Source organism: Streptomyces sp. NPDC059696, from assembly GCF_042733745.1.
Taxonomy (GTDB): Bacteria; Actinomycetota; Actinomycetes; order Streptomycetales; family Streptomycetaceae; genus Streptomyces.
Genome location: NZ_JBHWFG010000050.1, coordinates 1 through 22,376, shown reverse-complemented (window position 1 = coordinate 22,376; position 22,376 = coordinate 1). Strand labels below are relative to the sequence as shown.

The 22,376-nt window shown below is 71.6% G+C and carries 23 protein-coding genes; 13 read left to right on the top strand and 10 right to left on the bottom strand.

Annotated elements, in window-relative coordinates; genetic code table 11:
• The first annotated feature begins 115 nt into the window (after window positions 1-115).
• Complete coding sequence (locus tag ACFV20_RS34210) at window positions 116-469, top strand: hypothetical protein (RefSeq protein ID WP_385664320.1); 354 nt, start codon at window positions 116-118, stop codon at window positions 467-469.
• A gap of 51 nt (window positions 470-520) precedes the next feature.
• On the opposite strand, the gene ACFV20_RS34205 is transcribed toward ACFV20_RS34210, so the two are convergent.
• Entirely contained in the window at window positions 521-1,213 is a 693-nt protein-coding gene (locus ACFV20_RS34205) for a FadR/GntR family transcriptional regulator (RefSeq protein ID WP_385664317.1), read from the bottom strand.
• A 70-nt stretch (window positions 1,214-1,283) separates the two neighbouring features.
• On the opposite strand from ACFV20_RS34205, the gene ACFV20_RS34200 reads away from it, so the two are divergent.
• The 4 genes from ACFV20_RS34200 (at window position 1,284) to ACFV20_RS34185 (ending at window position 3,828) form a co-directional block, all read left to right on the top strand.
• Complete coding sequence (locus ACFV20_RS34200; protein WP_385664314.1) at window positions 1,284-2,678, top strand: CynX/NimT family MFS transporter; 1,395 nt, start codon at window positions 1,284-1,286, stop codon at window positions 2,676-2,678.
• A gap of 78 nt (window positions 2,679-2,756) precedes the next feature.
• Window positions 2,757-2,873 (top strand): SGM_5486 family transporter-associated protein, encoded by a 117-nt coding sequence (locus tag ACFV20_RS34195; RefSeq protein WP_097215821.1) that lies wholly within the window; start codon window positions 2,757-2,759, stop codon window positions 2,871-2,873.
• Between the two features lie 165 nt (window positions 2,874-3,038).
• The gene (locus tag ACFV20_RS34190; protein WP_385664311.1) at window positions 3,039-3,245 is read left to right on the top strand and encodes a hypothetical protein; all 207 of its coding nucleotides are present in this window, start codon (window positions 3,039-3,041) and stop codon (window positions 3,243-3,245) included.
• A gap of 64 nt (window positions 3,246-3,309) precedes the next feature.
• Window positions 3,310-3,828, top strand: a complete 519-nt coding sequence (locus ACFV20_RS34185; RefSeq protein WP_385664308.1) for a SixA phosphatase family protein — start codon at window positions 3,310-3,312, stop codon at window positions 3,826-3,828.
• Window positions 3,829-3,897: 69 nt separating this feature from the next.
• Here ACFV20_RS34185 and serB read toward each other — a convergent pair whose 3' ends face one another.
• Both serB and ACFV20_RS34175 read right to left on the bottom strand, forming a co-directional pair.
• Window positions 3,898-5,124 carry a phosphoserine phosphatase SerB gene (serB, locus tag ACFV20_RS34180; RefSeq protein WP_385664305.1) on the bottom strand — a complete coding sequence of 409 codons (1,227 nt, stop codon included), beginning with the start codon at window positions 5,122-5,124 and terminating at the stop codon, window positions 3,898-3,900.
• Between the two features lie 152 nt (window positions 5,125-5,276).
• Window positions 5,277-7,277 carry a streptophobe family protein gene (locus ACFV20_RS34175; protein WP_385664302.1) on the bottom strand — a complete coding sequence of 667 codons (2,001 nt, stop codon included), beginning with the start codon at window positions 7,275-7,277 and terminating at the stop codon, window positions 5,277-5,279.
• Window positions 7,278-7,518: 241 nt separating this feature from the next.
• Between ACFV20_RS34175 and ACFV20_RS34170 the strand changes: the two genes are divergently transcribed.
• Entirely contained in the window at window positions 7,519-10,056 is a 2,538-nt protein-coding gene (locus tag ACFV20_RS34170) for an FHA domain-containing protein (protein ID WP_385664299.1), read from the top strand.
• Window positions 10,057-10,148: 92 nt separating this feature from the next.
• Here the strand turns inward: ACFV20_RS34170 and ACFV20_RS34165 are convergent, their stop codons facing one another.
• The 3 genes from ACFV20_RS34165 to ACFV20_RS34155 all read right to left on the bottom strand — a co-directional run bounded on the left by ACFV20_RS34165 (window position 10,149) and on the right by ACFV20_RS34155 (window position 12,962).
• Complete coding sequence (locus ACFV20_RS34165; RefSeq protein WP_385664296.1) at window positions 10,149-10,880, bottom strand: transglycosylase SLT domain-containing protein; 732 nt, start codon at window positions 10,878-10,880, stop codon at window positions 10,149-10,151.
• A gap of 343 nt (window positions 10,881-11,223) precedes the next feature.
• Window positions 11,224-12,267: an S-adenosylmethionine:tRNA ribosyltransferase-isomerase gene (locus tag ACFV20_RS34160; protein WP_385664293.1), complete on the bottom strand. Its 1,044-nt coding sequence runs from the start codon at window positions 12,265-12,267 to the stop codon at window positions 11,224-11,226.
• On the bottom strand, window positions 12,264-12,962 hold the full coding sequence (locus ACFV20_RS34155; protein ID WP_385664290.1) for an SDR family NAD(P)-dependent oxidoreductase: 699 nt from the start codon (window positions 12,960-12,962) through the stop codon (window positions 12,264-12,266). Before ACFV20_RS34155 ends, ACFV20_RS34160 begins: the two co-directional genes overlap by 4 nt.
• Window positions 12,963-13,186: 224 nt before the next feature.
• Between ACFV20_RS34155 and ACFV20_RS34150 the strand changes: the two genes are divergently transcribed.
• The 3 genes from ACFV20_RS34150 to ACFV20_RS34140 all read left to right on the top strand — a co-directional run bounded on the left by ACFV20_RS34150 (window position 13,187) and on the right by ACFV20_RS34140 (window position 15,364).
• Window positions 13,187-14,332 (top strand): GAF domain-containing sensor histidine kinase, encoded by a 1,146-nt coding sequence (locus ACFV20_RS34150; RefSeq protein ID WP_385664287.1) that lies wholly within the window; start codon window positions 13,187-13,189, stop codon window positions 14,330-14,332.
• Window positions 14,325-14,966: a response regulator gene (locus ACFV20_RS34145; protein WP_385664284.1), complete on the top strand. Its 642-nt coding sequence runs from the start codon at window positions 14,325-14,327 to the stop codon at window positions 14,964-14,966. The genes ACFV20_RS34150 and ACFV20_RS34145 overlap by 8 nt, the downstream gene beginning before the upstream one ends.
• A 155-nt stretch (window positions 14,967-15,121) precedes the next feature.
• Complete coding sequence (locus ACFV20_RS34140; RefSeq protein WP_190897712.1) at window positions 15,122-15,364, top strand: chaplin; 243 nt, start codon at window positions 15,122-15,124, stop codon at window positions 15,362-15,364.
• A gap of 261 nt (window positions 15,365-15,625) precedes the next feature.
• Here ACFV20_RS34140 and ACFV20_RS34135 read toward each other — a convergent pair whose 3' ends face one another.
• Window positions 15,626-16,411 carry a hypothetical protein gene (locus ACFV20_RS34135; protein WP_385664280.1) on the bottom strand — a complete coding sequence of 262 codons (786 nt, stop codon included), beginning with the start codon at window positions 16,409-16,411 and terminating at the stop codon, window positions 15,626-15,628.
• A gap of 161 nt (window positions 16,412-16,572) precedes the next feature.
• Here ACFV20_RS34135 and ACFV20_RS34130 point away from each other — a divergent pair, with 161 nt between their 5' ends.
• From ACFV20_RS34130 to ACFV20_RS34120, 3 genes are all read left to right on the top strand, one after another.
• Window positions 16,573-17,370 (top strand): ABC transporter ATP-binding protein, encoded by a 798-nt coding sequence (locus ACFV20_RS34130; protein WP_385664277.1) that lies wholly within the window; start codon window positions 16,573-16,575, stop codon window positions 17,368-17,370.
• Window positions 17,371-17,466: 96 nt separating this feature from the next.
• A complete protein-coding gene (locus ACFV20_RS34125; RefSeq protein ID WP_385664274.1) occupies window positions 17,467-17,898 on the top strand; it encodes an NfeD family protein in 432 nt (143 codons plus the stop codon).
• Between the two features lie 133 nt (window positions 17,899-18,031).
• On the top strand, window positions 18,032-18,991 hold the full coding sequence (locus ACFV20_RS34120; RefSeq protein WP_385664271.1) for an SPFH domain-containing protein: 960 nt from the start codon (window positions 18,032-18,034) through the stop codon (window positions 18,989-18,991).
• A 161-nt stretch (window positions 18,992-19,152) separates the two neighbouring features.
• Here ACFV20_RS34120 and ACFV20_RS34115 read toward each other — a convergent pair whose 3' ends face one another.
• The 3 genes from ACFV20_RS34115 to ACFV20_RS34105 all read right to left on the bottom strand — a co-directional run bounded on the left by ACFV20_RS34115 (window position 19,153) and on the right by ACFV20_RS34105 (window position 21,230).
• Window positions 19,153-19,659, bottom strand: a complete 507-nt coding sequence (locus ACFV20_RS34115; protein ID WP_385664268.1) for an HNH endonuclease — start codon at window positions 19,657-19,659, stop codon at window positions 19,153-19,155.
• A 208-nt stretch (window positions 19,660-19,867) separates the two neighbouring features.
• Complete coding sequence (locus ACFV20_RS34110; protein WP_385664265.1) at window positions 19,868-20,407, bottom strand: YbhB/YbcL family Raf kinase inhibitor-like protein; 540 nt, start codon at window positions 20,405-20,407, stop codon at window positions 19,868-19,870.
• 40 nt (window positions 20,408-20,447) lie between these two features.
• Complete coding sequence (locus tag ACFV20_RS34105; protein ID WP_385664262.1) at window positions 20,448-21,230, bottom strand: sporulation protein; 783 nt, start codon at window positions 21,228-21,230, stop codon at window positions 20,448-20,450.
• A gap of 144 nt (window positions 21,231-21,374) precedes the next feature.
• On the opposite strand from ACFV20_RS34105, the gene ACFV20_RS34100 reads away from it, so the two are divergent.
• Window positions 21,375-22,016, top strand: coding sequence for a DNA-3-methyladenine glycosylase (locus ACFV20_RS34100; RefSeq protein WP_385664259.1), 642 nt, complete (start codon window positions 21,375-21,377; stop codon window positions 22,014-22,016).
• Window positions 22,017-22,376 lie beyond the last annotated feature (360 nt).

The window sequence follows — 22,376 nt, the reverse complement described above, 5'->3', positions numbered from 1 at the left end:
TCAGGCCGGGCGGGACAGGCCGCTGACCGGGCACTCTGGAGTACGCGAACCGGGCACCCGGAGTACGCGTTTCACCACGCGATCCCCTCCCCAGCACGGCCGAGGAGGTCCCCTTGTGCGCTTGTCCCGCCGAACGGCCTCAGTGTCCCTCGCCGCCGTCGCGCTCGTCCTGACCCTGGCGTACGAGGCGGTGCCGCACGCGCGCGTGCCCGCCGACGAGCGTGAGACGGCGGACCCCTTCGGTGCGGCCTGCCGGATCCGCGTGACCGACTCCCGGGTGACCGCGTACTGCCACAACCCCTACCCGGAGACCGACCGCGTGAGCCTGCACGTCGAGTGCGCCCGCTGGTGGGACCTCGACACCGACAGCGCACCGGTCGAGGCGGCCCCCGCGCAGACGGTGCGGCTGTCCGGCCGCTGCTGGAAAGAGGTCGCCGACGTGTGGATCGGCCACAGCCGGGAGAGCTGAGCCGGGGCGGCTTCGGCCCGGCGGCAGGGCAGCCGGTCCTGCGCGGGGGTGTCAGCCGGCCGTGGGGGAGGTGACGCCGCCCAGGCGGCACAGGAACGGGTAGCGGGCCGCCTCCGCCGCGGCCGTCTCCGCCTCGCCCGCGCGGATCGCCTCCAGCAGCCGCCCGTGGTCCATGTGCGTCTCCGGCGTCAGCTCCTCGCCGACGTCCTCGCGCAACCAGTCCCGCAGCACCTCGCCGAGGTCCGCGTACATCGCCGTCATCACGTCGTTGTGGGAGGCCGACACGACGGCCAGGTGGAAGGTCGCGTCCGCGGTCACGAACGCCTCCTTGTCGCCCGACTCCCACGCCTCCTCGCGCCGCAGCAGCAGCGCGTCGAGCTGCTTGAGGTCCCGCTCCGTACGCCGCTCGGCGGCCAGCCGGGCGGCGGCCGACTCCAGGGTGGAGCGCAGCTCGGCGATGTGCCGGGGGTCCGCCCCGGCGAACCGGCGCTGCATCACACCCGCCAGCTCGCTCGTCGCCACGACGTACGTGCCGGAGCCCTGGCGGATGTCCAGCAGGCCGTTGTGCGACAGGGCGCGAACGGCCTCACGGACCGTGTTGCGGGCGACGCCGAGCTGCTCGACCAGTTCCGGCTCGGTCGGGATCCGGGAGCCGACGGGCCACTCACCCGAGGTGATCTGGGCCCGCAGCGCGGCGATGACCTGCTCGGACAGGGCCGAGCGGCGGGGATGGCTCAAGGGCATGGCACACCTTCGCACGGCCGGGGCGCCCGGGGGCAGCCGGTGAGTGGACAGTCAATCATCCCATGATTCTATGATGGGGCTCATGCCTAGCGAGGAAACCCGGACGACGACGCCCCCGACCGTACGCAGCGCGGCCGCGCACGACGCCCGGAAGCCGCACGACGCCGGGAAAGACGCCGGGAAAGACGCCGGGAAGGACGCCGGGAAACAGGAGGGCGCGTCCGCGCGCGCGTGGACGACGCGCCTGCTCGTCCTCGGCATCGTGCTGTCCGCGCTGAACCTCCGCCCCGCCATCACCAGCCTCGGCGCCCTCCTGGAGGAGGTCCGCGACGGGCTCGGCATGAGCGGCAGCGTGGCCGGCCTGCTCACCTCCGTCCCGCCGCTGTGCTTCGCCGTCTTCGGCGTCATGGCCCCGCGGCTCGCCCGCCGCTTCGGGCCGGGCGCCGTGGTGTGCGCCGGCATGGCCGCCATCGCCATGGGCCTGCTGATCCGCCCGTACGCGGGCGGCACGGCCGGTTTCCTGGCCGGGAGCGCCCTGGCCCTCATGGGTATCGCGGTGAGCAACGTCCTGATGCCGGTCATCGTCAAGCGCTGGTTCCCCGACCGTGTGGGATCCATGACCGGCCTGTACTCGATGGCCCTGGCCCTCGGCACGGCCCTCGCGGCCGCCGTGACGGTCCCCGTGACCGACGCCCTCGGCGGCAGCTGGCAGACGGGCCTGGCCCTGTGGGCGGGGCTCGCCGTGGCGGCGGTCCTGCCGTGGCTGCCCTTCGTCCGTGGACGCGGAAAGCAGCCCGGCGACGGGGAGCGGGTCGCCGAGGAGACGGCACGCAACCAGGCCCCGGCCCCCGCGGAGCACGCGCGCGGGGAAACGCCCCCACTGCGGATGACCCGGAGCCGCACCGCCTGGGCCCTGGCCGTGTTCTTCGGGCTCCAGGCCACCGCCGCCTACATCACCATGGGCTGGATGGCGCAGATCTTCCGGGACGCCGGTGTGCCCGCCGGCACCGCGGGCCTGCTGCTGGCGGTCACCATGGTGATGGGCGTGCCCCTCGCCTTCGTCATACCCCGCCTGGCCACCCGGCTGCCCCAGCAGGGCCCGATCGTGGTGGTCCTGGGCCTGTGCGGCCTCGCCGGCTACGCGGGGCTGTACCTCGCGCCCGCGGCCGGCGCCTGGGCCTGGGCCCTGCTGCTCGGCGTCGCCAACTGCGCCTTCCCCCTCGCGCTGACCATGGTCGGCATGCGCGCCCGGACCGGCCCGGGCGTGGTCCGGCTGTCGGCGTTCGCACAGAGCACCGGCTACCTGATCTCCATCCCCGGACCGCTCCTGGTGGGCGTCCTCTACCAGCACAGCGGCGGCTGGGGCCTGCCGATCGCGCTGATGAGCGCCCTGATGATCCCGCAGATGGTCGTCGGCGTCCTGGCCGGCCGCGACCGCACGGTGGAGGACGAGGCGTCCCGCTGAGCCACGCGCGGGGAAGTCCCCGGGGAGAGGAGTCACCCCGGGGCGTCCGCTGCGGACGGGGGGTGGGAGACTGGCCCCATGCCAGTGCTCGACCCGAATCCCCAGCACGGTCAGAAGAAGATGCTGCTCGTCTTCGGGGCCTTCTTCGCGATCTTCATCGTCATCGCCGTCATCGCGACCATCGCCTCGCCCTGACCCGCGCTCGCCGGGCCCGTGGTGGGGCTGGCCCCCGTATCCCCTAGGGGGTGAGGGTCAGGGTCAAGTGGGTGGATCACCGGATGGGTTGGCAGCGGTGGAGCCCGTAGCTTCGAGTGTGTGGCCGCCAGACGGTCACCGGCCACTCGAAGAGCGGAGGCACCCATGTCGGCCCCTACGCACACCCGGCCCCATCCGGCGACCCGGGCCGGTGCCGCCGGCCGGCTGCCCTGGTGGGCTCTCGCCCTGCCCGTGCTGGCCTTCGCCGCCCTGCTCACCCTGATCCTGAACCCGTCCGACGCGCACGCGGCCACCGGTGAGCCGGTGATCACCCACCTCTTCGAGCGTATCCAGCAGCTCACAGCCCGCTGACCGCGCCGAAGCCGGGGGTCAACTCCCTGCGCCAGGTGGCGTGTTTCATGCGAAGCTGGATCTCATGAGCGTCGCAGAATCCCGCAGGATTGTCCTCTTCCGCCATGCGAAAGCCGACTGGCCACAGGTCACCGATCATGAGCGTCCGCTCGCCGACCGGGGCCGAATGGACGCGGCGGAGGCCGGGCGCAGGCTGACCGACACCGGTATCGCCTTCGATCTGGCCCTGTGCTCCACCGCGGTCCGGACCCGGGAGACGTGGAAGCTCGCCGTCCAGGAGTTCCCGCAGCGGCCGAAAACCGTCTACGAGGAGCGGATCTACGAGGCCTCGCCGGGCGAGCTGATCGCCCTGCTCAACGAGACCCCCGACGAGGTGCGCAACCTCCTCGTGATCGGGCACAACCCGGGCATCCAGGGCCTCGCCGAGGTCCTGGCGGGCTCGGGCGAGGACACCGCGCGGGAGCGGATGGCCCGACGCGGCTTCCCGGCCGCCGCCTTCGCCGTGCTGTCGTTCGGCGGCCCGTGGAAGAGCCTGGAGCCGGCCGTGGCCTCCCTGCAGGACTACTGGGCGCCCGCCGAGTGACGATCTCCGCGTGACACGCCTGAGGGCAGGGGCCCGGCGCCGGTGCGGCGCCGGGCCCCTGCCGTCGGCTCAGCCGATGTCGAGGATGTCCGCCGCCTCGACCTCTTCACGCGTGATGCCCAGCAGGTACAGGACCGTGTCCAGGAAGGGGAAGTTCACCGCGGCGTGCGCCGCCTCGCGCACCACCGGCTTGGCGTTGAAGGCCACACCGAGCCCGGCGGCGTTCAGCATGTCCAGGTCGTTGGCGCCGTCACCGATCGCCACCGTCTGCGACAGCGGCACACCGGCCTCCGCCGCGAACCGGCGCAGCAGCCGGGCCTTGCCCGCACGGTCGACGATCTCGCCGGTGACCTTGCCCGTCAGCCTGCCGTCGACGATCTCCAAGGTGTTGGCGTGGGCGAAGTCCAGCCCGAGCCGCTCCTTCAGATCGTCCGTGACCTGAGTGAATCCGCCCGACACGACGCCCACTTGGTACCCGAGCCGCTTCAGCGTACGGATCAGGGTGCGGGCGCCCGGCGTCAGCCGGACCTCGCTGCGCACCTTGTCCACGACCGAGGCGTCCAGCCCCTCCAGCAGGGCCACGCGCGCGTGCAGCGACTGCTCGAAGTCCAGCTCGCCGCGCATCGCGGCCGCCGTCACGTCGGCGACCTTGTCCTCACAGCCGGCGTGCGCGGCGAACAGCTCGATGACCTCGTCCTGGATGAGCGTCGAGTCGACGTCCATGACGACGAGGCGCTGCGCGCGCCGGTACAGGCCCGCGCCGACGACCGCCACATCGATGCCGAGCCGCGCGGCGTCGGTCACCAGGGCGGTGCGCAGCGGTTCGGTCTCCACGCCGGACACGGCGAACTCGACGGCGGTCACCGGGTACTTGGCGAGCCGGAAGATACGGTCGATGTTGCCGCCGGTCTTCGTGATCCGCGCGGCGATCGCGGCCGTCGCCTCGGCGGTGAGCGGATGCCCGAGCACGGTGACCAGGGAGCGGCCCAGGCCGCGCGGCCGGTTGTCGCCGAGGCCGGAGATGATCTCCGCCTGCATCTTCATCGACTCCGCCCAGCTGTGGACGGTCGACCGCAGATCACCCTCGAGCCCCGGGGGCGGCTCGGTCACGAGCGCGCACAGCACCATCCGGCCACGGGTGACGACCTGCTCGATGTCGACGACGTCGACGGAGTAGGCGGCGAGGGTGTCGAAGAGGCCGGCGGTGATGCCCGGCCGGTCCTTGCCGAAGATCTTCACAAGGAGGGTGGGGACGTCGGCAGGGACGTCGGAAGACGAGGTCTGCGAAGCGCTCATGGTGGTTCCACCGTATCCGGCGCGCGGCGCCTGTCGCCCGCGCGGTCCGTCTGGCGGACAGCGAACACTGCATGTCGCGCCGGTGGCGTGCACCTTACGCACCGGTACGGGCGGGGCCACCGTCCCGGCGGGGAGCCCCGCCCCCTCGCCGGTCACCTGCCGCCCGGCGGTTTACGCGGCGGCGGTGGGGGCGGTGGCGGCGGCCCGTCGTCCGGCCGCTCCGGGCGCCCGATCCCGTCCCGCGGTCCGGGTGTCCGCCGCGGCCCACGCGGCGGCGGCCCGACCGGCCGTACGACGGTGGGGGCGCCGTGGACGTCCCCCGGGGCGGGGGGCTCGTCGTCCGGCCGGATGCCCGACTCCGGCCCGGCCGCGGCACCGGCGACTCGTTCCGCCCCCGGAGGCCGCGCGTCCTCCGGCTCCCGCAGCTCGTCCGGGACCCTCAGGTACGGGTTGGTACCCGGGTCGGGCGGCCGATACGGCGTGCGGGGCGTGTAAGGCCCGCCCTCGGCCTGGCCTGCCCCTGCCGCTGCTCCTGCCTCTACCCCTGCCGCAGCCCCCGCCCCCGCCCCGGCTCCGTGTCCGGCTGCCCCCGCCCCGGTTCCGTGTCCGGCTGCCCTCGCCCCGGTTCCGTGTCCGGCTGTCCTTGCCCCGGTTCCGTGTCCGGCTGCCCCCGCGCCGGTTCCGTGTCCGGCTGCCCCTGCCGCAGCTCCGTGTCCGGCTCCCCCCGCCACGCCTCCGTGTCCGGGTGCCCCCGCCCCCGCTCCGTGACCGGCCGCCCGGGCCCACGCCGTGGACCGGCGTCCCGCTGCCCCGCAGCCCCACGCGAGGAGCGCCCCCGTCGCCCCGGACGCCGCGCCCCAGAGCGCACCCAGCAGCAGGGCCGTGGCGGGGCGGCCGTGCAGTTCGATGCCCGCGCCGAACGCGTCGAAGCCGAGGACGGACAGCGACGCGCTCGCGGAGACGTCCGTCAGCCAGACCAGCAGCGGCAGTGCCGACGCGGTGGCGACACCCAGCCGCAGCGCACACCGCCCCGCGAAACCGAGGGCGCTCTCACCCGCCCCGACCGGTGTCCGCACCCCCGCCAGCACGCCCGCGAACAGCATCATCGACGCCGCCGCCACCCCCAGCAGCCACACGCGCGAGTCCAGCTCGGCCAGCCGGCTCAGGGTCACCGGCCCGCCCGACCCGGCACCCAGCAGGTCGTCCAGGGGGTCGGGCAGGAACCGGGTCAGCTCGCCCGTCGCCTGTCCGTCCCACGGCACGAACAGGCCGAGCGGCACCCCCAGCCACACCCCGTTCGGCGCCCCGAGCAGCGCCGCACCGGCGATGCGCCGAGGATGGTCGTCGCCGACCGCCGCGTACACGGCCGCCGCGCACCCCGCCGCCACCGCCACCAGCAGCACCGTCACCACCGCGGACACGGCCGGCCGCACGACCCGGTGCACGGCCTCCCAGCCCCGCGGCAACGGCGTACGGCGCGAGGCCAGCAGGGCGATGAGGAGGATGCCCGCCGACCAGCCGAACCCGCCGAGCAGGGTCGGGACGGTGTCGACCGTGAAGCCGACCGCCGCCCGCGCGTCGACCAGGTCGCCCAGCCGGTCCGGCAGCAGCCCCCCGACGTCACCCAGCCCCGGGATCTCGACGCCCCCCCGCCCGCCGGGCACGTCGTCCAGCCCGAGCGAGCCCCCGTCGATCGTGATGACGTCGTGCCCCGCCCAGGCCAGCCCGCCCAGCATCGCCACGAACAGCACCACCACCGAACCGGCCCGCGCGAGCAGTTCGGCCGGTGCGACCACAACTCCCGCTCCGCGCAAAGACCGCAGGAAGAACCACGACAGCAGCACCGCCCCCACCAGGCTGACGCCCAGTGGCGTGATCTCGATGGCCGTGTCCGCCTCCGCGCCCGACAGGCCGAACACGGACACATCACCGGACGGCGTGACCGAACCACCCGCCCCGAGCGCCACCACCGCAGCGGTCATCGGCCCCAACGAGCCCGCCGCGTCCGCCTCCAGCAGCCGCAGCCCCAGTGCCGCCGTCCCCGCCATACCGATCAACGCCCAGCTCACGGCGGCCACGGCGGACATCAGCACGTCCCCCCACGGCACGCGCGCGTGCCCCTTCGCCCTCCCGGCCCCTGCGGCAGCGCCCATGGCAGACCCCCCGATCCGCTACGCGGCGGGAACACCACGCATGTCCCCCTCGCGACGAAATACCACTCTCCGGCCCGTTTTCAACCCCGTCAACGGAATCGGCCGACGCGTCCGAACGCGGTCTTCACAAGGCCCGACTTTCGGTCAGGGGGCCGCTACTGAAATAGTTCCCCCCGATGTTCGACATCCCTAGACTCCCCATGTCGGGGGTAACTCGGGGGACAACTCAGTGGGGCATGGAGTGCCGGAACTCGTACTGGAATCAAACGGACGTACCTGGACGCTCGATCCGTCCAGGGCATACACCCTCGGACGTGATCCGCAGGGGGACGTCGTCTTCGACGACGCCAGGGTCTCCTGGCGTCACGCCACGGTCAGCTTCAACGGCCGCAGTTGGGTCATCGAGGACCACGGCAGCACCAACGGCACGTTCGTGCAGGGGCAGCGCATCCACCAGCTGGAGCTCGGCCCGGGCTCGGCCGTCAACCTGGGCAACGCGACCGACGGTCCGCGCCTGAACCTGTCCGGCGCCGCGGCCTCCGTGGCCACGCCGCAGGCCCAGCCGCAGCAGCAGCCGTACGCCGCGCAGGGCGCGAACCCCGGCTGGGCCCAGCAGGCCCCGGCCCAGCAGCCGCCGCAGCAACAGCAGCCGCAGCAGGCCCCGCAGGCCGGCTGGCAGCAGCCGCAGCAGGCCGCGGCGCACATTCCGCAGCAGCAGGGTTCCGGCGGGGTCGCGGGGGCGTCGCCGGTCCACGGGGACCGCAGCCCGACCACGTTCCACCAGTTCTCGCTCGGCCGCGTGATGCGCATCGGCCGTGCCCTGGAGAACGAACTGGTCGTCTCCGACCTGCAGGTCTCCCGGCACCACGCCGAGTTCCACGCGACGCCCGATGGGCGCATGGAGATCCGCGACCTCGGCTCCCACAACGGCACGTACGTCAACGGCCAGCCGATCGCCAAGGGCGGCTCGCAGCTGCTCGGCCCGGCGGACGTCGTCGGCGTCGGCCACTCGACGTTCCGCATCGTGGGCGACCGGCTCGAGGAGTTCGTCGACACCGGTGAGGTGTCCTTCTCCGCCCGCCACCTGACCGTCACGGTCGACGGCGGCAAGCAGATCCTCAAGGACGTCTCCTTCGGCGTCCCGGAGAAGTCGCTGATCGCGGTCATCGGCCCGTCCGGCTCCGGCAAGTCGACCCTGCTCAAGGCGCTCACCGGCTACCGCCCCGCCAACCAGGGCGAGGTGCTGTACGACAACCGGAACCTCTACAAGCAGTTCGCCGAGCTCCGCCAGCGCATCGGTCTGGTCCCGCAGGACGACATCCTGCACAAGGAGCTGACGGTCAAGAAGGCCCTCAAGTACGCGGCCAAGCTGCGCTTCCCCGCCGACACCACGGCGGCCGAGCGCGAGGCCCGCATCGACGAGGTGCTGCGCGAGCTCAAGCTCGACATCCACAAGGACAAGAAGGTCACGTCCCTGTCCGGCGGCCAGCGCAAGCGGGTCTCGGTCGCCCTGGAGCTGCTCACCAAGCCGTCGCTGATCTTCCTGGACGAGCCGACCTCCGGCCTCGACCCGGGCATGGACCGTGACGTCATGCAGCTGCTGCGGGGCCTGGCCGACGACGGCCGTACGGTCCTCGTCGTCACGCACTCGGTGGCCGAGCTGGCGATCTGCGACAAGCTGCTGGTGATGGCGCCGGGCGGCTCGGTCGCCTACTTCGGCCCGCCCGAGGAGGCGCTGAACTTCTTCGGCTACGACACCTGGGCCGATGTCTTCTCCGCCTTCGAGAACTACCGCGACTACGACTGGGCGGGCCGCTGGAAGGGCTCGCAGCACTACCAGATGTACGCCGCGGACATCGACGCCGTCGCGCCGCAGTCCGTACAGGTTCCGGCCATGCAGGCGATGAAGCCGCCGAAGCCGCAGGGCTGGATGTCCCAGTTCGTCACGCTGGTCCGGCGCTATGTGTCGGTCATCGCCTCCGACAAGGGCTTCCTGGCGCTGATGGTGATCCTGCCGGCCGTGCTCGGCGCGGTCAGTCTGCTCATCGACGCGGACAAGGGCCTGCTGCCGAACCCGGCCAATCCGCAGACCGGCCGGATCATCCCGAACGGCACGGCGACCACGGTCCTGCTGATCCTCGCGGTCGGCGCCTGCTTCGCGGGCGCGGCGAACTCGGTCCGCGAACTGATCAAGGAACGCGTCATCTACGAGCGGGAGCGCGCCACCGGCCTCTCGCGCTCCGCGTACCTGATGTCCAAGGTGTTCGTGCTCGGCATGATCACCGTGCTCCAGGGCCTGCTGGTCGGCGTCATCGGCTTCTCCAGCCGGGAGATCCCCGGGGAGGGCCTGGTCTTCGGCAGCGCCACGCTGCTGGAGCTGTCGGTGCCGATCATGGCGCTGGGCTTCACGTCGATGATGTTCGGCCTGATCATCTCCTCGCTGGTGAAGACCGCCGAGAAGACCATGCCGCTGCTGGTGATGTTCGCCATCATCCAGGTCGTGTTCACGGGCTGCCTGTTCACGCTGCACGGCTCGATCGGCGTCAACCAGTTCTCGTTCCTGATGCCGTCGCGCTGGGCGGTCGCCGCCTCCGGTGCCACGCTGGACTTCAACAAGATCGCCCCGCCGGAGACCGCCGGCGACACCGACCCGCTGTGGGAGCACACGGTCGGGGCCTGGGCGATGGACATGGGCGCGCTCCTCGTCCTCGGCGTGATCTGCGGCTTCTTCGTGGCCCGCTTCCTGCGCCGGCACGAGCCGGAGGTCATGCGCAAGTAGTCCCCGCTCCGCGAGCCCGAAGGGCGGCACCCCGTCAGGTGGGTGCCGCCCTTCGGCGTTCGTACAGCGAAGCAGAGAGGTCCGCGCCGTCCTCAGTACGCGCTGTTGACGTTGTCCATCGAGCCGTACTTGTCGGCCGCGTAGTTGCAGGCGGCGGTGATGTTGGCGACCGGGTCGTAGATGTCCCAGGAGGTACCGGGGACGTGCCAGGTCTTGAAGGTCGGCGGGATGACCTGCAGCAGACCCTTCGACGGGATGCCGTTGATGGCGTTGATGTCCCAGTTGTTGATCGCCTTCGGGTTACCCGAGGACTCCCGCATGATGTTGCGGTGGATGCCGTCGTACGACGCGGGGATGTCGTGCTTCTTCAGGATGTCGAGCGACTCGCGGATCCAGCCGTCGAGGTTGTTCGGGTAGCTCTTGACGGCTGCCTTCTTCTTGGCCTCGGCACGCTTGGCGGCGCGGCTCGCGGCCTCGTTGGCCGCGCGCTCGGCCGCGGCCTTCTTCTTCGCCGCCTCGGCGGCGGCCTTCTTCTTGGCGGCGGCCGCGGCGTCGGCCTTCTTCTGGGCCGCGATCTGCTCGGCCTTCAGGCTGGCGCCGGCCATCTGGTCCGTGACGCTCGCCTTGACGTCCTTGATCTGCTGGGTGCTGTACGCCACCGCAGCCGGCTGAGCGGCCTCGGTCGTGGTCTTGGTCGAGGCGCCGCTCGGCACCGCGGAGAACCCGATGGCTGCGGCACCGAGGGTGGCGACACCGGCCATGGCGATCTTGTGGTGACGGGTCAGGCTACGACTCTGAACACGGCTGAAGATGTTCTTGGGCATGCTGCGTTGGACCTCTTCGAATAGCGCGGGAGTCGCTCGGCGTCCGGCGTTGGACTCGGTGTGTTTCCGACACGAACGCCGCGGAGGTGAACCCACGGCGCTGAGCGACGTCAGCAATTCTTAGCGGCCGCAAAATCGCGTGGCAAAGGTGTGACGTACGAAAGGAGATAGTGGATCAGGGCCGGGTAAATCGGGACAGATTGGACCGTATGCGCCGCTCAAAAGGGGCGGCTTTGTCTCCTACGTACTTTCGTACGTGACGTGGGTCCTATGCGAGGGCTCACATCGCCCCTAGATCACTCTCACGTCCCGTTGCACGAGCGATGCTCTGTGTGAGGCCCTTTCAGGGCAGCAGGAGGTGCAGGTCCCCGAACTCGTGCCACAGATAGCGCCCTTGCAGCGCGGCCTCGTACCCCCGCTCGAGGGCCGTCCGCCCCACGACCGCCTCCAGCATCAGCAGATGCGAGGCCTCCGGCTCGTGCAGCCCGGTCAGCAGCCCGTCCACCACCCGCACCCCGCGCTCCGGCGTGACGACGAGGTCCGTCCATCCCGCACGCGCGCGTACGACCCCGTCGCCTCCCACCGCGGACTCCACGGCCCGCACCGCCGTCGTCCCCACCGCCACCACGCGGCCCCCACCGGCCCGCGCGGCCTCGATCAGCCGCGCCGACGCCTCCGGCACCGCGAACCGCTCCGGGTAGGGCGGCTCGTGCGCCTCCGCCGAGGCCACCCCCGTGTGCAGCGTGACCGGCGCGAACTGCACTCCCCCGCTCACCAGCTCCGCCACCAGCCGCGCCGTGAAGGGCCGCGCCGCACTCGGCATCTCCGCACTCCCGGCCCCGTCCGCCGACGGCAGCGCGAACACCGTCTGGTAGACGGACAGCGGCTGGTCCCGCTCCGTATAGGCGTAGCGGATGGGCCGCCCGTGCTCCCGCAGCAGCCCCGGCACCCCCGGCCCGGACACCCGCGCCCACCACAGCCGATCGCCCCGCCCGCTCAGCGGCTCCTCCAGAACCAGCCCCGCCCCTCCCGGCAGGCACACCTCCCTGCCCGCGGGCCCGCCCGCACGCGGGCGCGTGGTGCCCCGCCCGTCGGGCTCCCGCAGCTCCACCGCCCAGCGGCCGTCGTCCCCGCGGGTGGAGAAGTGCACCACCACGCGCGCGTGCCCGGACCGACCGTCCACGGCCGCCGCCAGCGTGGCCGAGGTGTTGACCACCAGCAGATCCCCGGCCCGCAGCAGTCGCGGCAGCTCCCTGAACGTGTGATGCGCCACCTCGGCCCCCCGCGACACCAGCAGCCGTACGGCGTCCCGGTCCAGCCCCGGGCCCCGCTGCTCGACCGGCACCCGCGCCGACAGCTCCTCCGGCACCCGCACCACCGGCGTCATCGCGCTCCGTCCAGCAGCGCCGGAGCCCCGTAGCGCCCGCTCGCCGGACGCTCCTGAAGCAGCCGCAGGAAGCCCGGCACCACAGCCGCCGGCTCCGGCCGCGGCTCCGGGTCGTCCGGCACGGCCGCCGCGTACAGCTCCGTGGCCATGTCCCCGGGATCCACCGCCCAGACCCGCAGCCCCGGCTCCTCCACGGCGAGCACGGCCACCAGCTGGTCCAGGGCCGCCTTGGACGCCCCGTAACCACCCCAGGCCGGGTACGCCTCGGCCGCCGCGTCCGAGCTGACCGCGATGACGGCCCCGGCCCGCGCGGCCCGCAGCGGCGGCAACGCCTCCTGGACCAGGCCCAGCCCCGCCACCAGGTTCACCTCCAGCGCCCGGCGCAGCCCCTCCAGGGGCAGCTCCTCCAGCCTGACCAGCGGCTCCGCGCCCAGCGCGCTCGCGTTGTGCACCAGCAGGTCGACCCCGCCCAGCCGCCGGGCCGCCGCCACCAGCTCCGCCCGGTGACCGGGATCGGTGACGTCCCCCGGCAGGGCGGTCACCCGCGTGCCGTGCCCGGAGACGGCCCCGGCCGCATCCGCCAGCGCCTCGGCACCCCTGGCGTCGAGCACCAGGTCCCAGCCCCGCCCGGCCAGGGCCTCCGCCAGCGCCCGGCCCAGTCCCCTGGACGCCCCCGTGATGATCGCAACCGGCATGATCAGCTCCCTCTCGGTGATCGAAGTGCCCTCACCGTAGGAACGGGGCCGTCCGCACCGCCTCGGACGCGAGCCCCGATCCGCCGGGTCCCTTCGCCCTACGCCCCGGGCCCGGCGGCCCCGGCCCCAGCTCGTGTCGGGCCCGGGACCTAGGTCCAGCGGCCGGGCCCCCGGCCGCCACCGGTCGGATCCGCCCTGTCACAGCCCGCCGGTACCGTGAGGTCATGAGTCACGGCCCCCGGTCCGGCCTCGCCGCGGTGAGCTCCGCGCTGCTGGCCATGAGCAGGCACCTCGAGGTGCGCGACGTCCTCAAGACGATCGTCGCCTCGGCCCGCGAGCTGCTCGACGCGCAGTACGCCGCCCTCGGCGTCCCGGACGACCACGGCGGCTTCGCCCAGTTCGTGGTCGACGGCGTCAGCGAGGAACAGTGGAAGGCCATCGGCCCCCTCCCGCGCCAGCACGGCATCCTCGCCGCCATGCTGCACGAGGCCAGGGCCGAACGCCTGGCGGACGTCCGCAAGGACCCCCGCTTCGAGGGCTGGCCCAAGGCCCACCCCGACCTCGTCGACTTCCTCGGACTGCCGATCCGCGACGGCGACGAGGTCATCGGGGCGCTGTTCCTGGCCAACAAGAACTGCGAGCGCCCCCAGGGCGGCTGCGGCTTCACCGAGGACGACGAGGAACTGCTCGGCATCCTCGCCCAGCACGCCGCCATCGCCCTCACCAACGCCCGCCTCTACGAACGCAGCCGCGAGCTCACCATCGCCGAGGAGCGCTCCCGCCTCGCCCACGAACTGCACGACGCCGTCAGCCAGAAGCTGTTCTCCCTGCGCCTGACCGCCCAGGCCGCGGCCCGCCTGGTGGACCGCGACCCCTCCCGCGCGAAGGGCGAACTCCAGCAGGTCGCCGTCCTGGCCGCCGAAGCCGCCGACGAACTGCGCGCGGCCGTGGTCGAGTTGCGTCCCGCCGCCCTCGACGAGGACGGACTCGTCGCGACCCTGCGCACCCAGATCCAGGTGCTCGACCGCGCCCACAGCGCCCGCGTCACCTTCACCGGCCACGGAGTGAAGGCCCTGCCCGCGTCCCAGGAGGAAGCCCTCCTGCGCGTGGCCCAGGAAGCGCTGCACAACGCCCTGCGCCACTCCGGCGCCGACCACGTCGACGTGACCCTGGACCGCCGTGGCAACGGAGCCGTCCTGCGGATCACGGACGACGGCGGCGGCTTCGACCCGAGCGTGGTCCGCCGCGCGGGGCGCCACCTCGGCCTGGTCTCGATGCGGGACCGGGCCGACGGCGCCGGCGGCACGCTGACCGTGGAATCGGCGCCCGGCAAGGGCACCGTGATCGAGATGGAGGTCCCCGGTGGCTGACGCAATCAGGGTGCTGCTCGTCGACGACCACCAGGTCGTCCGCCGGGGCCTGCGCACCTTCCTCGAAGTGCAGGACGACATCGAGGTCGTCGGCGAGGCGGCGGACGGTGCCGAAGGAGTCGACCGCGCCGAGGAGTTGAAGCCCGACGTCATCCTCATGGACGTCAAGATGCCGGGCATGGACGGCGTCGACGCCCTGCGCAGGCTCCGCGAGCTGGAGAACCCGGCCCGCGTGCTGGTCGTCACCAGCTTCACCGAACAGCGCACGGTGGTCCCGGCCCTGCGCGCCGGCGCCGCGGGCTACGTGTACAAGGACGTCGACCCCGACGCCCTCGCCGGAGCCATCCGCTCGGTCCACGCCGGGCACATCCTCCTCCAGCCGGAGGTCGCCGGCGCCCTGTTGGCGCAGGAGGAGACCAACGCGGGGACCACGAGGGCCGGTTCGCTCACCGAGCGGGAGCGCGAGGTCCTCGGACTGATAGCGGACGGCCGCTCCAACCGGGAGATCGCCCGCGCCCTCGTCCTCTCCGAGAAGACGGTCAAGACCCACGTCTCCAACATCCTGATGAAGCTGGACCTCTCCGACCGGACACAGGCCGCGCTGTGGGCCGTTCGCCATGGCGTGACCGGCTGACTCGCTCACCCACGACAACGCGGAAGGTTGCGTTCCGGACAGAGATTCATACTGTCGTGGGAACGTCCCCCGGATGGCGCAACCTCGATGGATCTCCGCCGTTCTCCAGTACGTGCTGCGGCGCCTGCCGCGGCAATCGCTAGGAGGGCTCAGAAGTGAAGAACCTGAAGAAGGCAGCGGCCGTGACGATGGTGACGGGTGGCCTGCTGGCCGCCGGTGCGGGCATGGCCTCCGCCACCAGCGCGCACGCCGACGGCCAGGCCGTGGGCTCCCCGGGCGTCGGCTCGGGCAACGTCGTCCAGGCCCCGGTGCACGTCCCGGTCAACGTCTCCGGCAACAGCGTGAACGTCGTGGGCGTCCTGAACCCGGCGTTCGGCAACCTCGCCGTCAACCACTGACACCCCACCTCCGTCTCCGAGCCGGAGGACCCCCGGCCTCCCGGCCCCCACCCGGGAGGCCGCTCGGCGTCCAGCCCCCCGTGTGCCACGTAGCTGCGGGCATGCGTGCCGCTCGGGGCGGCCCGGGTGGGCGCAGCAGCACCCCGCCACGCCGGGCTGCCTACCCCCCCGGCCCCCGGCACTCACGCCGAGCACCCCGCTACGCCGAGCCGCGCACCCACCCGCCCCCGGCACCAACACCCGGTACCTCCCAAAAGACCCTCACCGCACCCCCCGCTCCCGCTCCTCCACAACGGAGTTGTACGCCGCGACCTGCGCCCGCCGAGCCGTCCGCTCCACCGGCCGCAACGCCTCCCGCCGCGCAAAGATCTCGGACGAACTCACCGCACCCCCGTGCCCACTCTCCGTCGCCACGGCGATGAGCGTCCCCACCCGCTGCGCCAGCTCCAGCACCCGGACCGCCCGCGGCGGATACCCCGGCGCCAGCACCTCCCGCCCCCGCTCGGCCCGCGCCCGGTACGCATCGACCGCTGCCTCCGCCACCGGCCCCGACCCGGCCACGTCCAGCCGCGTCAGCACCTCGGTCGCCTCGCGCAGCGCCTCCGCCAGCTCCCGCTCCGCCTCACTCAGCGACGGCACATCCGCGGGCGGCGCCTCCCGTACGGGCAGCACATGCCACACCACCTCGTCCCGCACATGCTCGGGCCCGGCCTCGTACACGTCCGGCACCAACCCGTAGGCCGCCCCGTGACAGACCACCGCCTCCTCGGCCTCCAGCGCCCGCGCGTTGAACTCCGGCGGCCCGCTCAGCCCCAGCGGATGCCCCGGCGCGGGCAACGCCACCCGCAACCCGGTCACCCCGAGGGATCGCAGCCGCCCGAGCGCGAGCGTCAGCCCGACCTGCCCCGACTCACCCGGCAGCCCCTCCACCCGGTGCACCGCGTCCGCGCCGACGATGGCGAGAACGGCGTCATCCGGCGAGACAAGCCCGGCCAAAAGGGCATTTCCCCAAGCTGCGAGACGTCCAGCGCGTGGTTCCGAGAGCATGCCTCCACCCTAGGACCCCCCAAGGACCGGACCGAGGGAATGCCCCGGCCGACCGGTGGCGTAGATTTCATGGAGGGCTGCGCCCACCGGCGCGGCGGACCGAGCCACAGGCTTACGCGACAGCCGAGACCGGCCACACTGCAAGGGGAGACAACGCGCTCATGAGCGATGTTCTGGAGCTTCAGGACGTATCCGTGGTCCGTGAGGGCCGGGCTCTGGTGGACCAGGTCTCCTGGTCGGTCAAGGAGGGCGAGCGCTGGGTCATCCTGGGCCCGAACGGCGCCGGCAAGACCACCCTCCTCAACCTCGCTTCCACCTACCTCTTCCCCAGCTCGGGCACCGCCGCCATCCTCGGCGAGACCCTCGGCAAGCCCGGCTCCGACGTCTTCGAACTGCGCCCGCGCATCGGCATGGCCGGCATCGCCATGGCCGAGAAGCTCCCCAAGCGCCAGACGGTCCTGGAAACGGTCCTGACCGCCGCGTACGGCATGACCGCCACCTGGCACGAGGACTACGAGGAGATCGACGAGCAGCGCGCCCGGGCCTTCCTCGACCGCCTCGGCATGAGCGAGTACCTGGACCGCAGGTTCGGCACGCTCTCCGAGGGCGAGCGCAAGCGCACCCTGATCGCCCGCGCCCTGATGACCGACCCCGAGCTGCTCCTCCTCGACGAGCCCGCCGCCGGCCTCGACCTCGGCGGCCGCGAGGACCTCGTCCGCCGGCTCGGCCGCCTCGCCCTGGACCCGATCGCCCCCTCGATGCTCATGGTCACCCACCACGTCGAGGAGATCCCCCCGGGCTTCACCCACGTCCTCATGATCCGCCAGGGCAAGGTCCTCGCCGCCGGCCCGCTGGAGCTGGAGCTCACCTCACGCAACCTCTCCCTCTGCTTCGGCCTGCCGCTCGTCGTCGAACAGGCGGGCGAGCGCTGGACCGCACAGGGCCTCCCGCTCTCCTGAAGCCGGGCGTCCGCCCCACAAATCCCTGAGTGAGAAGGGGATTTCACACCACGGGCGCCCTGTCGTCGACAGGGCCCGCGGACCTACCATGACCGCGTGGACATCGACGCATGGCTGTGGTGGCTGATCGGCGCGACGGCGCTCGGCATCGCGCTCGTGGTGACCGCCATGCCCGAACTGGGCATGCTGGCGGTGGGCGCCGTCGCCGCGGCGGTCGTCACCGGCGTCTTCGGCGGCGGAGCCGTCGCCCAAGTCGTGGTCTTCGCCGTCATCTCGACCGCGGGCATCGCCGTCGTCCGGCCCATCGCCAACCGGCACCGCGCCCAGCGACCCGAACTCGCCTCCGGCATCGACGCGTTGAAGGGCAGACAAGCCGTCGTCCTGGAACGCGTCGACGGCTCCGGCGGTCGGATCAAACTCGCCGGCGAGGTCTGGTCGGCCCGCGCCCTCGACACCGGCCACGCTTTCGAAGTGGGCCAGGAAGTGGATGTCGTGGACATCGAGGGAGCCACCGCGATCGTCATGTGACCTCGCGGGACGTAACCGGAGCGGAACTCCTCGCCAGCAACGCGACGGTCTGTCAGACTCGACCAGCAAGATCTTCGACAACCATAAGATCTGCCGAAGGCGCCGCAGCGGAGAAGGGACACGGGGAACGACGATGGAACCGGTCATCATCGTCCTGATCATTCTGGTGGTGTTGGTCTTCATCGCCCTGATCAAGACGATCCAAGTCATCCCACAGGCCAGTGCGGCCATCGTCGAGCGCTTCGGGCGCTACACGCGGACACTGAACGCGGGCCTCAACATCGTCGTCCCGTTCATAGACACCATCCGCAACCGCATCGACCTGCGTGAACAGGTCGTCCCGTTCCCGCCGCAGCCGGTGATCACCCAGGACAACCTGGTCGTCAACATCGACACCGTCATCTACTACCAGGTGACCGACGCGCGGGCCGCGACCTACGAGGTCGCCAGCTACATCCAGGCGATCGAGCAGCTCACCGTCACCACCCTCCGCAACATCATCGGTGGCATGGACCTGGAGCGGACCCTGACCTCCCGCGAGGAGATCAACGCGGCCCTGCGCGGCGTCCTCGACGAGGCCACCGGCAAGTGGGGGATCCGCGTCAACCGCGTCGAGCTGAAGGCGATCGAACCGCCCACCTCCATCCAGGACTCGATGGAGAAGCAGATGCGCGCCGACCGCGACAAGCGCGCCGCGATCCTCCAGGCCGAAGGTGTCCGGCAGTCCGAGATCCTGCGCGCCGAGGGCGAGAAGCAGTCCCAGATCCTGCGCGCCGAGGGTGAGGCCAAGGCCGCCGCCCTGCGCGCCGAGGGCGAGGCCCAGGCCGTCCGCACGGTCTTCGAGGCCATCCACGCCGGCGACCCGGACCAGAAGCTCCTCTCCTACCAGTACCTCCAGATGCTCCCCAAGATCGCCGAAGGCGACGCCAACAAGCTCTGGATCGTCCCCAGCGAGATCGGCGACGCCCTCAAGGGCCTCTCCGGCGCCATGGGCAACTTCGGCGGCATCGGCGGCGGTTCCGGCGGCAACGGCGGCACGACCGGAGCGAGCGTCCCCGCCCAGGAGCGACGCGAGAAGCCGCACATCGACTGACAGCACCCCCCAACGCAACGTTCCCCGCGAACCCCTTCTCTCATGGGCGCGGGGAACCGCTTTTCAGGGGCACAGAGACAGCCATGCCCTTCAGGGGCGCGGGGAACTGCGCGAACAGCCACCCTCCACGGTCATCCGAAGACGGCGAGGAGCGCGACCGGTCACGCAGCGCCCAGCGCCAGCCAGTCCGGCAGCGCCGCGGCATCCTCCTGGCCCAGCGCGAGCAGCATCGCATCCGCAGGCGTCGGCTCGAACGGTTGCCGCAGCAACGGCATCCCCGCCTCCTCCGGCGTCCGGTTCGCCTTCCGGTGATTGTCCTGCGCACACGAGGCCACCGTGTTCAGCCACGTGTCCTGACCACCCTGCGACCGCGGCACCACGTGGTCCACGGTCGTCGCCCGCCTCCCGCAGTACGCGCACCGGTGCCGGTCCCTGACCAGCACACCCCGCCTCGACCACGGAGCTCGTCTTCGGAACGGCACCCGTACGTACTGGCAGAGCCTGATGACCCGGGGAGCCGGTATGTCGACCGCGGCTCCCCGCATCCGCAGTTCGGGGTGGGCCTGCTCGACGACGGCCTTGTCCTGAAGCACCAGAACGACGGCTCGGTTCAACGTCACCGTCGACAGCGGCTCGAAGCTCGCGTTCAGTACCAGCGTGTCCCGCATACCAGCCCACCTCCCGTGCACCGGCCCACCCCCTGGCGGGCTGGGATCAACTCTGGCCGGGCACGCCGAGATGGACAACGCAATATCTGCTGCTCTCACGAGGGGTGACCCCCGCGGCCCCCGGCAACAAAAATGCCCGCTCCTGATCAATTCCAAGACCAGGAGCGGGCAAACGTTCCATGAACGCCGGGATCGCGGCTGCTTTCGCTCAGCCTTCGGCGGGCACCTCGTACTCACCGATCAGCTGGGCCCGCCCGATCGTGTGGAACCGCAGGTTGAAGCCGACCACCGCGGGCGACGCGTCGGCGTCCGGACCGAGCTTCTCCGCGTCCACGGCGTACACCGTGAACACGTAGCGGTGCGGCCCGTCACCGGGCGGCGGCGCGGCCCCACCGAACTCCTTGTCGCCGTAGTCGTTGCGCGCGTGGACCGCACCCTCCGGCAGACCCTTGAACGTGCCACTGCCGGCGCCCACCGGCAGCTCGGTCACCGACGCCGGGATGTCGAACAGCACCCAGTGCCAGAAACCGCTGCCCGTCGGGGCATCGGGGTCGTAGCAGGTCACGGCGAAGCTCTTGGTCTCGGGCGGGAAACCCTCCCACCGCAGCTGCGGCGAGGTGTTGCCGGCCGCCTGGACCTGAGCGTCCTTGAGTGACGCGCCTTCCTCGATGTCCTCGCTCGTCACCGTGAACGACGCGACGGGCGGATGGAAGTCGTGGGGGAGCGGCCGCCGCTTGAGCTCGGTCACCTCGATACCTCCTGATCGTTTCTTGCAGTCGCCCCCGAGCCTAGAACCAGTTGCGCTTGCTGCCGACCTCGGACAGCCACTGGTTGAGGTACGCCACCCAGTCCGTCCCCTGGTAGTCGTTGAGACCCACCTGGAAGGACCGGAACGTGTCGCTGCCCTCGCTGAACAGCCCCGGCTTCTTGTCCATCTCCAGCACGACGTCCATGGCGTTCTGGTCCGCCACGAAGCTCAGCTCGACCTGGTTCAGCCCGCGGTACTGCTGGGGCGGGTAGAACTCGATCTCCTGGTAGAACGGCAGCCGCTGCCGCGTACCCCGGATCACACCGCGCTCCATGTCCGCGTTCTTGAACCGGAAGCCCAGCTGGATGAACGCGTCGAGGATCGCCTTCTGCGCCGGCAGGGGGTGCACGTTGACCGGGTCCAGGTCACCCGAGTCCACCGCACGCGCGATCTCCAGCTCGGTCGACACCCCGATGTTCATGCCGCGCAGCGCCTGACCGTCGATCATCGTGATCGGCGTCTCCCACGGGATCTCGAGACCGAACTGCACCGCGTGCACCGCGCCCGCCTGCAGCTCGAACGCACCGCCCAGCCGCGACTTCGTGAACTCGATGTCCTGCTTGTACTCCTGGTCGCCGCTCTCCACCTCGACCTTGGCCTGCAGCCCGACCGAGAGCCCCTCGATCTGCTGGTTGACGGAGCCGCCCTGGATCCGCACCTCACCCTGGACGACACCGCCCGGAACGACGTTGACCTCGTGCAGCACCGTCTCGACCGAAGCCCCGCCGGCCCCCAGGCTCGCGAGCAGCTTCTTGAACGCCATGTCTCTCCCTCTCGCCCACAACGGGTGGATCCTTGATCCCTACAAACGCGATCCGGCCGTGGCCGGTTCCAAGGCTCACCCTGGCAAGGGCGCTGCCCGACGGCCACCCCGCGGCACCACTCATCTCCAGTACCCTCGGACGACATGATCGCGACCCCTGACCGTACGCCCCTGTCCAGGGAGTTCTTCGACCGACCCGTCCTCGATGTCGCCCCCGACCTCCTCGGCCGCATCCTGGTACGCAGCACCCCGGACGGTCCGATCGCCCTCCGCCTCACCGAGGTGGAGGCCTACGACGGTGAGAACGACCCCGGCTCCCATGCGTACCGGGGTCGCACGGCTCGCAACAGCGTGATGTTCGGCCCGCCCGGACACGTGTACGTCTACTTCACCTATGGCATGTGGTTCTGCATGAACCTGGTCTGCGGACCCGAGAGCAGGGCGAGCGCGGTCCTGCTGCGCGCCGGCGAGATCGTCGAGGGGGCCGAGCTGGCCCGCACCCGTCGGCTCTCGGCCCGCAACGACAAGGAACTGGCCAAAGGCCCGGCCCGTCTGGCCACAGCCCTGAACGTGGACCGCTCCCTGGACGGCACGGACGCGTGCACCTCCGAAGACACCCCGCTCCGCATGCTGACCGGCACGCCCGTCCCCTCCGACCAGGTACTCAGTGGACCCCGGACGGGCGTCGGCGGCGACGGTGCCGTGCACCCATGGCGCTTCTGGGTCGCCAACGACCCGACGGTGAGTCCGTATCGGGCCCACGTCCCGAGGCGCCGCCGAAGTTGACTCGCGCTGCCGAGGTGCGTAATGTAGCCCGAGCCGCTGAACCGGGTATGGCGATCGCCAGCAGCCGGAGGCGGCCAAATCAACTACCTAGCGACTCCCCTCAGCAGGGGCGAATTCAGCGTGCCCGCATGCCCGAATTCGACGCCGACGGACTCGATTATGAGTTGGACGGGGAATCCGCTAACGTAGTGAATGTCGAAAGGCCGACGAGCGAAAGCCCGGGGCCGAACGGCAAATCCCACCGACTGGGAATCGGATCGAAAAGGATCTGATAGAGTCGGAAACGCAAGACCGAAGGGAAGCGCCCGGAGGAAAGCCCGAGAGGGTGAGTACAAAGGAAGCGACCGTTCCTTGAGAACT

Bases quoted from the DNA above. Each gene is read 5' to 3' on its own strand.
- ACFV20_RS34155 (WP_385664290.1), bottom strand. From the start codon at position 12,962: ATGCCGGTTGCGATCATCACGGGGGCGTCCAGGGGACTGGGCCGGGCG.
- ACFV20_RS34165 (WP_385664296.1), bottom strand. From the start codon at position 10,880: ATGCCCAAGAACATCTTCAGCCGTGTTCAGAGTCGTAGCCTGACCCGT.
- ACFV20_RS34205 (WP_385664317.1), bottom strand. From the start codon at position 1,213: ATGCCCTTGAGCCATCCCCGCCGCTCGGCCCTGTCCGAGCAGGTCATC.
- ACFV20_RS34135 (WP_385664280.1), bottom strand. From the start codon at position 16,411: ATGCTCTCGGAACCACGCGCTGGACGTCTCGCAGCTTGGGGAAATGCC.
- serB (WP_385664305.1), bottom strand. From the start codon at position 5,124: ATGAGCGCTTCGCAGACCTCGTCTTCCGACGTCCCTGCCGACGTCCCC.
- ACFV20_RS34200 (WP_385664314.1), top strand. From the start codon at position 1,284: ATGATGGGGCTCATGCCTAGCGAGGAAACCCGGACGACGACGCCCCCG.
- ACFV20_RS34190 (WP_385664311.1), top strand. From the start codon at position 3,039: ATGTCGGCCCCTACGCACACCCGGCCCCATCCGGCGACCCGGGCCGGT.
- ACFV20_RS34150 (WP_385664287.1), top strand. From the start codon at position 13,187: ATGAGTCACGGCCCCCGGTCCGGCCTCGCCGCGGTGAGCTCCGCGCTG.
- ACFV20_RS34195 (WP_097215821.1), top strand. From the start codon at position 2,757: ATGCCAGTGCTCGACCCGAATCCCCAGCACGGTCAGAAGAAGATGCTG.
- ACFV20_RS34175 (WP_385664302.1), bottom strand. From the start codon at position 7,277: ATGGGCGCTGCCGCAGGGGCCGGGAGGGCGAAGGGGCACGCGCGCGTG.
- ACFV20_RS34115 (WP_385664268.1), bottom strand. From the start codon at position 19,659: ATGCGGGACACGCTGGTACTGAACGCGAGCTTCGAGCCGCTGTCGACG.
- ACFV20_RS34105 (WP_385664262.1), bottom strand. From the start codon at position 21,230: ATGGCGTTCAAGAAGCTGCTCGCGAGCCTGGGGGCCGGCGGGGCTTCG.
- ACFV20_RS34160 (WP_385664293.1), bottom strand. From the start codon at position 12,267: ATGACGCCGGTGGTGCGGGTGCCGGAGGAGCTGTCGGCGCGGGTGCCG.
- ACFV20_RS34185 (WP_385664308.1), top strand. From the start codon at position 3,310: ATGAGCGTCGCAGAATCCCGCAGGATTGTCCTCTTCCGCCATGCGAAA.
- ACFV20_RS34130 (WP_385664277.1), top strand. From the start codon at position 16,573: ATGAGCGATGTTCTGGAGCTTCAGGACGTATCCGTGGTCCGTGAGGGC.
- ACFV20_RS34120 (WP_385664271.1), top strand. From the start codon at position 18,032: ATGGAACCGGTCATCATCGTCCTGATCATTCTGGTGGTGTTGGTCTTC.
- ACFV20_RS34100 (WP_385664259.1), top strand. From the start codon at position 21,375: ATGATCGCGACCCCTGACCGTACGCCCCTGTCCAGGGAGTTCTTCGAC.